Source organism: Stenotrophomonas sp. FR010 (assembly GCF_047520755.2).
Taxonomy (GTDB): domain Bacteria; phylum Pseudomonadota; class Gammaproteobacteria; order Xanthomonadales; family Xanthomonadaceae; genus Stenotrophomonas; species Stenotrophomonas sepilia.
Window position 1 is genome coordinate 1 of sequence record NZ_JAXBQT020000044.1, and the last position, 11,393, is coordinate 11,393.

Annotated in this window: 9 protein-coding genes; 8 read left to right on the top strand and 1 reads right to left on the bottom strand. The window is 58.6% G+C overall.

All coding sequences use genetic code 11. The annotated features are described in order from the left end of the window. Positions 1–291: 291 nt before the first annotated feature. From ACM0PK_RS21320 to ACM0PK_RS21345, 6 genes are all read left to right on the top strand, one after another. Entirely contained in the window at positions 292–618 is a 327-nt protein-coding gene (locus ACM0PK_RS21320) for a hypothetical protein (protein WP_495498544.1), read from the top strand. Beyond that, positions 611–2,461, top strand: a complete 1,851-nt coding sequence (locus ACM0PK_RS21325) for a hypothetical protein (RefSeq protein WP_414608065.1) — start codon at positions 611–613, stop codon at positions 2,459–2,461. The genes ACM0PK_RS21320 and ACM0PK_RS21325 overlap by 8 nt, the downstream gene beginning before the upstream one ends. Positions 2,462–2,483: 22 nt before the next feature. Next, positions 2,484–3,530, top strand: a complete 1,047-nt coding sequence (locus tag ACM0PK_RS21330; RefSeq protein ID WP_414608066.1) for an ATP-binding protein — start codon at positions 2,484–2,486, stop codon at positions 3,528–3,530. A gap of 826 nt (positions 3,531–4,356) precedes the next feature. After that, a complete protein-coding gene (locus ACM0PK_RS21335) occupies positions 4,357–4,902 on the top strand; it encodes a hypothetical protein (protein WP_126412179.1) in 546 nt (181 codons plus the stop codon). A gap of 1,712 nt (positions 4,903–6,614) precedes the next feature. Further along, a complete protein-coding gene (locus ACM0PK_RS21340; RefSeq protein ID WP_080376385.1) occupies positions 6,615–6,944 on the top strand; it encodes a YegP family protein in 330 nt (109 codons plus the stop codon). A 203-nt stretch (positions 6,945–7,147) separates the two neighbouring features. Beyond that, positions 7,148–7,609, top strand: a complete 462-nt coding sequence (locus ACM0PK_RS21345) for a hypothetical protein (RefSeq protein ID WP_414608067.1) — start codon at positions 7,148–7,150, stop codon at positions 7,607–7,609. 338 nt (positions 7,610–7,947) lie between these two features. On the opposite strand, the gene ACM0PK_RS21350 is transcribed toward ACM0PK_RS21345, so the two are convergent. Beyond that, positions 7,948–8,865, bottom strand: a complete 918-nt coding sequence (locus ACM0PK_RS21350) for a DNA-binding protein (RefSeq protein ID WP_414608068.1) — start codon at positions 8,863–8,865, stop codon at positions 7,948–7,950. 103 nt (positions 8,866–8,968) lie between these two features. Here ACM0PK_RS21350 and ACM0PK_RS21355 point away from each other — a divergent pair, with 103 nt between their 5' ends. Both ACM0PK_RS21355 and ACM0PK_RS21360 read left to right on the top strand, forming a co-directional pair. Then, on the top strand, positions 8,969–10,054 hold the full coding sequence (locus ACM0PK_RS21355; RefSeq protein WP_414608069.1) for a site-specific integrase: 1,086 nt from the start codon (positions 8,969–8,971) through the stop codon (positions 10,052–10,054). A gap of 219 nt (positions 10,055–10,273) precedes the next feature. Beyond that, entirely contained in the window at positions 10,274–11,293 is a 1,020-nt protein-coding gene (locus tag ACM0PK_RS21360; RefSeq protein WP_414608070.1) for an ABC-three component system protein, read from the top strand. Positions 11,294–11,393 lie beyond the last annotated feature (100 nt).

An 11,393-nucleotide genomic window follows, 5' to 3' on the forward strand; every position in this document is an offset into this window, starting at 1 on the left:
GGCATGGTTCCGCTGGCGGCATGTCACCGGTAGAGTTCGAAAAGCGCTACGCGCAGAGCGGCGACTGAGTGTCTATGGAACTCTGGTCGGTCCAAATTTGACCCCCAGGTGGAGATGTATGTTGAGAGGCCGCGTCGAATCACGGTAGGCGAGAAGCGCGACCTTGAGTTGAGCTTCTGGGTCGGGCGGAGGGATGGCACCCAGCACTACCAGTTTGTAATCCCTACAAAACGGGTGGCTTCACTGAGCGTTGGCTTAGTCAAGCTTCCCGCAGATGACGAGCTCATCCACATGGCCTTGAATCAAGGGCTCGTATTGCGACTTGTCCACGAAAACTCTCTGGCATCTCGCGCCAGCGAGGTCGCTGTTGCCTACGAACTACTTCCGCTTGTCTGGGCCAATGCAAAGATCGCGGGGGCCAGGCAGTTGGAAGTGAGGATTGAGGACATGCTCCAGAACGTTGAGCGCCTCACCATGAGCGCATTACAACTGCAGACGGGCCAGGCCCGGTTCGCAGTGGCTTGCGCAGTGGCAAGCCTCGTCTACACCGGCCGCGTACAACTCGTGGACTATCGCCCAGGGGATCCGGATGCCCTCGTGGAGGTGCGTCATGGCTAGGTACGAAATCTATGATCAGGCGACACTCGACGAGTGGTACTCCCCACATCCGGTTGATATTGCACCAGATCATCTCTCCAAGTTCCGCGTGGCCAAGGAAGCACTCACCGCCTTGCTTCTGGGCCGTTCCACCATCACCGCTATATCCCGGAGATATGGAATCTGCCACAAACGCCTGAAGCGCATGGCAATGAAAGCGCCCACGATAGCCCACGATGGCATGCCGCACGGATTTCGCGTATGCATTCCATGGGGCAGTTACTCGACTGAGCTTTCCTTCGAACCCGCGGAATTGCCGCTGGTTCCAGGAAGATTTGCGTGGCACAAAGTCTCCGAAGCTGTGCCGAGTGTTAAAGCCTTGATCGATGGCTTTGCAACCCATCTGCCGCCGGGCCGCCCTCCAAGCGCGTTCGTAAAATTGCACCAACGAGTCCTTGCGGAGCTGAAGCAGCACAACCTGGAGGACAAATTCCCCCTGAACGATCCTGGCAAGGGGAAGCGCTCGCTGCTTGCTTTGCTCAAGCGGCGGCAGTCGGCAGTAGCCGACGTGGACCTTTATGAACCTCAATCGGCATCGAACGCTCCTGTCGCTTTGGAGCAAGCAGTACGGATGGGCCTGTTCGCCAGAACGGAGTTTGACGCGCACCAAATCGATGTTGAATGCAAGATCTCCATCGATATGCCCAATGGCGCGCGTGTTACGCGCAAAGTGTCACGGCTATGGCTTCTCATCGAAATAGAGACTGAATCCAGGGCGGTAACGGGATGGCTTCTCTGTGTCGGCCAGAGCTATGACAATCTTGATGTAGCGCTCTGCTTGTCCAAGTCAATGGAACCCTGGGCTCCCAGGGACCTGACGATCCCGGACCTCTTCTACGCACCTGGCGCTGGAATGCCCGTCTATCAGGCAGCAACGCCGATAGTCACGCGCTCGGCCGCTGTCGCACTGGACAACTTCCTTGCGCACTCGGCCCATGCACTCGAAGCAGCATTCTGCAGGGCTCGGGGAGGTGTGATGATCTTCGGAAAGTCGCACACACCGCGCTCACAACCCATTGTAGAGCAATTCTTCTCGCGCTTGGAACGTGGTGCGCTGCGTAAGATCCCCGGCGGTTTTGAGCCCGCCAAACGGCTGGGGGAAAACAAGATCAGGATCAGCAACTTCTCTCCGGATGCCCATCCCATCCAGATGCACCTTCTCGAGGAGCTCCTGGACGTCATCATAGCCAACTACAACGCGACGCCTCACTCCGCACTCGGACAGATGACGCCGCTAGCGTATCTCACGAATCGCAAAGAGTCAGCGTTTGCGTTTGCGCCGGAAACCTGTGGCCTGGATGCTGCAGATATGGCTTCGACAATCGTAAGCCTGCCCGTAAAAGGCAACAAGGATAATGGGGAGTTGCCCCATGTCACCTACTTGTATGCGGACTACCGATCCCCTTCCCTTAACGATAAATGGGGACTGATTGGCACCAGGATTCTTGCGCGCGTGAATAGGCGCGATCTTCGTTCAATCGTGCTACTTCAAAGTGCCACCGTGCCATTCGGAGTGGCTACCGCGCGAGCGCCTTGGTCGCGCGCGCCGCATGACGAGAGGACGCGAAGGATCATCTGTCGTTGGTCCAAACAGCGCAGTGATTTCTCAATCGCTGGCGTGGAGTGTGCAATTGAAGCCTTCATAGCGCATCTTCGATCTACTGCAGACACGTCCCAACCCGCAGTCGACCAACTTGCGCGCTTGCAGCAGTTGCACTTCGGCCGTCTGCCCGACATTCGGTCCCAGCCAGCTCACATCCCGGTAAGAGTCCCCCGGGGAGGCAAGGTGAATCTTGATGACTAGATCGGACCTTGCGGAGGCCATCATGGCCGTCCGTCGCCTTGACCCCGACCATCCACTTCTCATTGAGTCTGGCTACCGTATCAACACGAAGCCTGTCGAACGCATGGCGGATTTCGTTCTGTACAACATTCAGCAGGGTCATCATGGGTGCTCTCTTTACTCAGAGAGCGGGGTTGGCAAATCCACGGCGCAAGACTATCTAGTCGAAACCGACTGGCGCTGGCTCGTGGAGGACGGACGCCGCGCAGGTGTGGCCAGGGCAATCGTCGCAACCTCAGATGCATGCAGGAGCCCGCTGAGCTTCTGGCACGCGCTTTCACATCAACTGGGAATGCCGCGCTGGTCATCGGCCAGGCCTCACGAGCTGAGGGCACGAATACACAATCACATGCGCGCCGCGTGTGGGCACGCCGACGTACGCAGGTACGTATTGTTCATCGACAGTGCTCAACGGCTCACCAATCTTGAGTTTCAGTGCTTAGAAGATCTTGATAACTTGATGAGCAAGGACAGGCTTACTCTCTTTTTGGTCTTTGTGTACCAAAGTGACCAGCAGGGCATCGAGCTTGGCGACATGTGGCAGCACCATCCGTCACATGTTGTTCGCCGGTGGTTTCTGGACTCAGCCCCATTTCTTCCTCTTGCGGCGCGAGATGAGGTCAGGCATGCCCTGTCGCGCTACGACGGCGCAGCATGGTGGCCGACAGAGGACATGCCATTTTCTAGATACTTCGCCACCGACGCATTTGATCGCGGATGGCGGCTGGAATCTGAAACGGAGATGATTTGCGATGCTGTGTCCGCCCTCCGGAGGGAGGTGGGACTTCCCGAACATAGTGGCTGGCCGATGTGCTCCTTCACATCGACCGTGCGGAATCTGCTAACGAACGCTTGGTTTCAGCAGAGTTTCGAACGCTTCACTCCATCTGACGTCCGTGCTGCGCTTGTGCATGTCGGGTACCTGCGAACCGAGTTCATTCGCATGCGCGAGAAGATGTCCGACAAGGCAATCGCCATCATTGAGAAGATACAGAATACGGCAAACCAGGTAGGGGGAAGCAATGAATAGCTCTCGCGCCGTAAATCCTTCTACGCCTCGGATTGTCGGCGCAGAGCATGAGTTCTATCCATACATATCGGGCTACGGCGTGCTGCAGCGGATCGTTGCACTGGGCATGCCAACAAGTGAGCAACTCATGATCATGGGGGTGAGGCGTAAGACTGGGCGCTCCATGCTCCGCCCTTTGCTTCTGCCGGGCCGGGTGCAGGATACTTTTGCGTCAGCCATCGAAGTCCGTGACGTCACAACGAAGAATCTATGGAATCCGGCCGCGTGGCTTCCAGTTCAATCACTTCGACTTCTCGCGGGTAGTGAGCTTCCATATATGCGGTGCCCCGCATGCGCACTTCACGGCTACCATTGTTCACTATTTCTCCTTCCTTCCATCTCTGCGTGCCCTTGGCATGGCGAGAAGCTCATCAACCACTGCGTGGCATGCGGAAGGACGCTGGGCACCAGTTTTGACCACTCCGGTGGTCTCGGGACTTGTACTTGTGGATTTCAGCCAATCGACGCCCACACAGCGCTACTGGACGTCAGGCAATTTCCCGCTCGTGAAGTGTCGCAGTGGGTGGATGACTACCTTCATTGGGCATCACGCCAGCGGGCAGGCCGAGTGATTCACTTCCCCAGTGATGCGCAAAGCTGGCCTTCAGCTCTGGCGCGCCTGATTGATAGAACGACTCCTATGCCGCCCGTCCACCAGGACGATGGCAATGCTCACGTAAGGTATGAGGCTTTCCAGCCATCCGCTGACGATCCGGAGCCAGGGGCGTTCTGGGGCTGGGCAATGATTGGCGGCAACTCGGGCCTCATGTGCGCTCCGCTCCCATTGATGGCCTACGATGCTTTGACGCGGGCCACTGCAGCGGCATGCGCCAGGGTCGGACTTGAAGGCCTATCTGTCCTGAGCTTCCGCTCAACGCACTACGACACCCAAGGACCCACTGAGGTAGAGCGGCACGAGTCGTTCCTAGCTCCCTATGGTGTTTCTGCCAGCGGCGCGACTTGGCTCAATCTCTCGGTTGTCGACCCGATGGTAACGTTAGCGTGCGGCACAGCGCTGGAGCTGGCCGCTGCGGCCTTTGGTATCGCGAACGACAAGCCGGATAGGTCCCCTTCCGTAATCGTCGCTTCGGTATTGGACAGCATTAAGGGAAGATCCGCCTTGGTCGACGCGCTTGTGTGGGTTCTGGCAACCGCTTATGAGGAAGGCTTGGCGTTGACGCTTGCAAGGGTGTTCAAGCTGAATCCGAAGGATGTACTGCCTTCAGGTGGGTATCCGGTCATCGAGCTTCAGGGTTCCGCCCGTTCCTTGAGAGAAGTCCGGGTCGCCTGGGTGACACCTCGAAAAACAGCTAGAATCCAGCAGAAATCCTAAGGCAGGCAGTTCTTAGCAATTTTTGCCATCATTGGGGCAACGGCACTGTCTCGTGCCGGACTGCGAACGGCAGTAGCCTTCATGCGAGTACGCAACACAAGGGGAGGCTTTGCCGCCGCGTGGGCTAATTGGCAATTCTAATGAACCCCCGGCAGTCGTGGGCGTGTTTTATGGGCTTCCGGAACTGTTGGGCGTTATTTATGTACTTCTGGAAATGCCGGGCGTCTTTGGTGAACTTCCGGGAATATCGGGCATCTTTGGTGGACTTCCGGAAATATCGGGCATCTTTGGTGGACGGAAGCTGCCAGGAAGAGGCTAAGCTCACCCCATCCATATCTTCTAAAATCAATGCGTTAGAGGCCGGGCGTTTTCGGTGCGGCAGACAGCGGCTTTTGGCTTGGCTTGTTCGTCGACAGACAATTCTGCCCTGATCAGGCAGAGATTCTGCCCCTTCAGGCAGACAGTACTGGCTCGCCGTGAACCCATGCAGAGATTTCTGGCTGTAGATTGGCCCGTTGCACAGATTTCTACCGTTACAGGACCAGTTGAGCTCGCTGTTTAAGGAGCCTCTTACGTTATCGAAGGCCTGTCCGTCCTCAACGAAGCGCTTTCCGCCGGTGCCTGCGGATGGCCCGATCTGTCTGAGTAGACATGATCCGCCACAGGCCAGTTATCGGAGAGAAGAACCCGGCCGGGGTTTCCCTGGCGCCCTGGACGAATCCGCGGAGCATGGCAATCATCAGATTCATGGTCGTCACCTCGCCCAATGGTGGATCAGGTGTATCGGTACTGCACCGTAACACGCGCTGCCGACGGCTAGCTGCGCTTGTGGGCCCCCTCGACCTGACTGGTCAGATGGATTGAGACGTTTCCCCCACAGGTTACCTGAGTGGCGAGCCGTGGCATTCTTGCGGCAAGCAGCTGATGTCGCGACAGATTGGCTCGATGCGGACACTTTCGAAGCGTTGCTGAGCCCGGCTGCCCTCCCGGGCCGGCCCCTGAAGCACTGCCTTCAATCTGACAGCGTTTTGCGCGTATGGATCGCAGAACGGAAGCTCTATCTCTTTCCACAGTGGCAGCTCGACCCTGCTGGGACACCTTGGGCTGGCCTCTCTGCAGTGTTGGCGCTACTGCTTGAGCCATATGGCGTTTCAAGCGGCGAACCTACGTCTGGGTGGGAGGAAATCGAGTGGCTGGTCGCTCCGCATGCTCTATTGTCCGGCGCGAAGCCATCAGAGGTACTTGCTCTGGACCCGGATCTGGTCATGGCCGTGGCCAAGCAAGAATTCTCGTCTTCTAGCGATGATGGCCGCTGGTGAACCGTGATCCTTGCGCTGAACCTTGGCCAGGCAATTCGGGATGTTTCCCCCACGCTTTTAGCTCGCCTTTCAGACGGCCACTAGGCGTGGCCCGGCCGCGCTGATGATGATGCCCATGCGGTTCGTGCTACGTGCGTCCTGGGCAGCGCCAGGTATTGATGAGGTTGACGACTCGATGTAGTATCGGGTCGCACTCAAAAAATATAATACAATCAATGCGTTACTTCGCATAACGTATCTTATGTTTGTCAGGGCGATGTAAATGTCGATATGGCTTCGGTTTTTGCCGGATGCTGCCGATCTTTCGTCGAGGTGCGGCTTTCCCTGATAGACACTCAGGATTTCCTCTGACAGATTCGCTTGGCCAATCCAGGCGCAGCTAGGGGAACTTGCATGGCAGCTCGATATGTTCTGAGTCGTTCGGGAACGCAGTACCGCTTTGTCCTTAAGGCCGGCAATAACGAGATCATCCTGACCAGTGAATTGTACGCCTCCAAGCAGGGGGCACTGACTGGAATTGCTTCAGTCAAGGTGAACTCTCCTGACGATTCGCGCTATGAGCGCAAGAACGCGGCAAACGGCCAGCCTATGTTCAACCTCAAGGCCGCTAATGGCGAGCGCATTGGTACCAGTGAGACCTACTCTTCCACCCAAGCCCGCGAGGCAGGAATTCAGGCTGTTAAGAACAACGGGCCAACTGCGCCAGTTGACGACCAGGCTTGAATTCCAAATGGGGAGCATGCCGCTCCCCATTCTCGGCTACCCCCGCCCTGCCCTCGGTGCCTGCCACACCCGCCGGCCAAAAATACAGATCCGCGGGCGTGTCCTATTCGCGAGGCTTGGGACGTTTTCCCCACAGATCGCCCACAATCTTCCGACTTGCTAGACTCGTGTCCTGTGTGGTCTCCATAGTGCGAGGCGGCGGAATGCACTTCGACACCTTTACGCCCGCTCAACGGATCCTCCGAGATGCGGCTGACGCGCGCCAAGCACTTGCTGAGCAATGGCTCACTGCAGCACAGGTCAGTCAGGGGCTTGGCTCTCATGCTCCGAACGGTGGCCGCCTGGTCAGCCAGTTGCGCCGCGCTGGCAAGTTGCTCGGGGTCTACGTCACCAATCCGTCGCCCGGTTACCGCTACCCGACCTGGCAGTTCCTCCCGAGCGGCCAGCCTGTGGACCACCTGGCCGAGATTCTGGCTGTGCTGCGTGAGTTCGGTCCTTTTGAGCATGAGCCAAGCGGACTGCGGCGAAGCACCTATTGGGGAGAAGTCGAGTGGCTTCTGTCGCCGCACGCGATGCTCGATGGTGAAACCCCATCCAAAATGCTGGCGTCGGACCCCTGCCGCGTTCTGAACGCCGCATGTGTGGAGTTTCAGGGCGAATCCTGACTATGCCGTTACTGCACTGGAGAGCGTTCAGCGCTGATGTCGGGCAATTGCTCGGTCGGTCTGGGTAGTCATGATTCGCCATATCCCAAAGATCGGCGAGAAGAATCCGGCGGGCGTTTCTCTTGCGCCTTGGATGAACGCGCGGAGCATTTCTTGCAAGAGGTTCATGGTCGTCTACTGGGGTAATTTTCTTGTAGTTCAACTATAACGGCGGAGCTCGGCACGCCCAAGACGGTCCAGCTTCCTGTACGGAAACGAAAGCCGCTATCTGTTCGACAGATCTAAGACGTTTCCCCCACACGCTAGGGCTTCCCTGAGGGCGCCTGTTAGCCATATTTTCACTGTTTCGAGCGTTTTCGTTTGGGCTGAACATCAGTAGCTATGCGAGCTTCTTCGGATCGTTTGAGTGCCGCCTCTAGCTGCGTCGGCAGATCTCGAAGGCTCGAAATTTGCCCCTCGAGAGCGTCACATCTGCCGCGCAGGATATCCGCAGACTGGGTGGCCGTAGCTGCCGCCGACTGGGCGGCCTGGATATCCTGGCGTAGCTGGTTTTCAAGGGCCCTGTGGTGTTCGGAGGCCTTGCTTAGCTGCGCTTGGAGTTCCTTGACCTCCTGACGTGCTCGATCGACGTCGCTCAGTGTCCGATTCTCGACAGATCTGACGTACTCGGTCCAGTCTTCCCGCTCAGATTTCGCCGTCTCTAGGGCTTCATGAAGCCGGACGTCAAGTTGCTGTCTCGCTTCCTCAGTTCGATCGGCTCTTCTAAGCTCGAGGTCTCGCTGCTCTGCGAGTTCTGAGATCTGCAGACGGAGCTGGTCAACCAGCTGCTGCAGCTCTGCAGCTTGTGTCGATGCGATCCTCTCGCCAGTGATTGCAGCGTCACGCTCTGAACGGACTTGCGTCAGCTCGTCAGCTATAAGCCGGGATTTTGCCTCCTGTGCATCACGCTGGGCGGCCAACGACTGCTTAGCCTCTGCAAGCTCTCGATGGGCGACCTCCCGTGCATGCTTCAACGCCAACTCCCACCATTGCCCGGCGAGTTCCGCCAACACCGCTGGCGCATCGTCCAGGTCCGGCCGCGCTGGCTGCAGGCGCGTACCGAGTCGGTTCCACCACGTCTCCAGCCAGCGAGTCACGGTGTTCGGCGAGCCGGTCCCCAGGTGAGCCCGGATCCGCTCGACGGTCGGGCGCTCGCCCTTGGCCACCAGCTCGTCGGCGGCGGTGTGGACGTCGGATTCGGTGATGCCGCGGGCCATGCGAAGTCTCCAGTACTGACGCCCTACTCTGCTGGTAACGTACTCGCGATAAGTGATGATTATCGTGGCTATGATCGCCTGAACGTAGCGTATATTACATAGTATGAAAGAAATTTCTACAATTCCCGCACTTGCCGCGACAGCCACCCGCCTGGAACTGCCCGAACAGCTGGCCCAACAGGCTGCCGATGCGGTCCGCGAGCTGCTCGCCGAAGCGGCAGCCGAGAACACGACCCGCAGCTACACCAGCGCCCTGCGCTACTGGGCTGGCTGGCACGCGGCGCGCTATGGCATCGAGTTGGCCTTGCCGGTACCCGAAGCCATCGTGCTCCAGTTCGTAGTCGATCACGTACAGCGCCGCTCGACCGACGGCGAATTGGCCTGGGAACTTCCCCCAGCTGTCGACCAGGCCTTGGTGGCCGCTGGCCTCAAAGCCAAGGCCGGCCCGTGGACCTTGGCCACCGTGCGCCATCGCGTTGCTGTGCTGTCCACCGCGCACCGCCTCAAGCGAGTGGCTAACCCCTGCGAGCATCCGGCAATCCGCACCGTGCTCAGTCGCGCGGCGCGGGCCGCGGTCAAGCGCGGCGAACGCCCACGCAAGAAGACTGCGATCACCCTGTCCGAGTTGGAGGCCATGTTGGCTACCTGCGACGACAGCCTGGAAGGAATCCGCGATCGCGCCCTACTCTGCTTCGGGTTTGCCAGTGGCGGCCGCCGGCGTAGCGAGATCGCTGCGGCCGACCTGCGCGACCTGCGCCGTATTGGCGAGGCGGGCTATATCTACCGACTGGAGCACAGCAAGACTCAGCAGACCGGGGTTACGGCCTCCTCGACGCCGGACAAGCCGGTGCTCGATCGGGCCGCCCTCGCCCTGCAGGATTGGTTGGAAGCGGCGGGCATCACCGAGGGAGCCATCTTCCGGCGGCTATGGAAAGAGCGGGTGGGCCCTGCCCTGTCCCCGGCCGCTGTGGGCGAGATCGTGCAGCGGCGAGCGCGCTTGGCCGGGCTGGAGGGGGATTTTGGCGGGCACAGTCTGCGGTCGGGGTTCGTAACCGAGGCTAGTCGTCAGGGCGTGGCATTGCCGGCGATCATGCAGCTGACGGAGCACCGGTCGGTATCGAGTGTGATCGGGTATTTCCAGACGGGCGGTGCTACGGCAAATCCCGCTGCTCGCCTACTGGAAGATTGACGGCCCAGAGCGGGCTACGGGCGCGCGTTAATCGATGCGCGCCGCTCCACCTCCGATGGCTTATCCTGTGGCTGCTGGACCTGTACTACCGCCAAGGGAGGGGGCGTGGCCACAAGTAAACCAGGTAAGGGAGCCGGTGCGCCGCTATCAGCGCTACCGCCGCCGACCCCTTGGCCTAATGCGAATGCACGCCTTCTTGGCGTGGGGGCGGGACTACCCGTGCAGCCGCTGGATCGGCTGGCTCAGTTCAGCGCGGCAGATTTCGAGCGCTTCACGCTTGAGTGGGCATCTGACTACCTCTCGACGCAAGTTGAGGTCGCTGAAGCTCAGCAGCGCGGCGGTGCCGGCGACAAGGGGAGAGACGTAGTCGTGTGGCTTGATCCCTCGGGGACAGAGCCGCGCCGCTGGAAGCTATATCAGTGCAAGCACTACGGCGACCGTCTGGGCCCCGGCGTCGCGGCGGGTGAGATCGCCAAGGTTCTCTATTACACGCTCCAAGGCGACTACACATCGCCTGAAGAGTATTGGTTTGTCACTCATAAGGGCACGACTTCTACTCTTCAGGATCTCTTGGATGATCCAAAGAAGCTGCGCGATTTCGTAACTGAGAACTGGGACAAACACTGCGCGGGGGCGATTACATCCAAGGCAATAGTGGCTCTCACTAAGGAGATGAAATGCCACATTGCCTCGTTTGACTTCAGCATTTTCAAAGCGAAGCAGCCGCTTGAGCTCATCTCCGAACATGCTCAGACCAGGTACCACCTGACCGTATTCGGTGCGCCGCTGATAGAAAGGCCGCCTCCGCCGGAGCCCCCTTCATCGGTTGCGCCAACAGAGTCCGGCTATATCACCCAGTTGTTCGAAGTTATTGGGGAGGCCATGGAAGTAACTATCAGCGCCCCCAGCGACTTCATACATATATCCACTTACAAGGGCATTTTTGAGCGCTCTCGTATTACTTTTTACTGCGCTGAGGGCCTTAAAGAGCTGGCCCGAGATCAGATGGCCGATCCAGCGTTCTTTGAAACTCTGCTCGGCGAGTTCCGGGAGGGCCTGTACTACACATACACGACAACCGGTCAAACCGGATTGAATCGCCTCAAAGACACTGTGAAGGCGGCCCAGTCGCTACAGCTTGGTGGGCACGTGTTGGCCCCTCATGTGCAAGCAAAGGACCGCGAGGGCATGTGTCACCAGATGGCGAACGAGGGCATTCTGAAGTGGTGCGTCACATGATGAACTGGACCGACCAGCCTTTCGTAGACATCCGGACGCCATAATTCATGGCAATGACCGAGGTGTTTATGGGCAACAGCAAGCAGTACACGGATGAGTT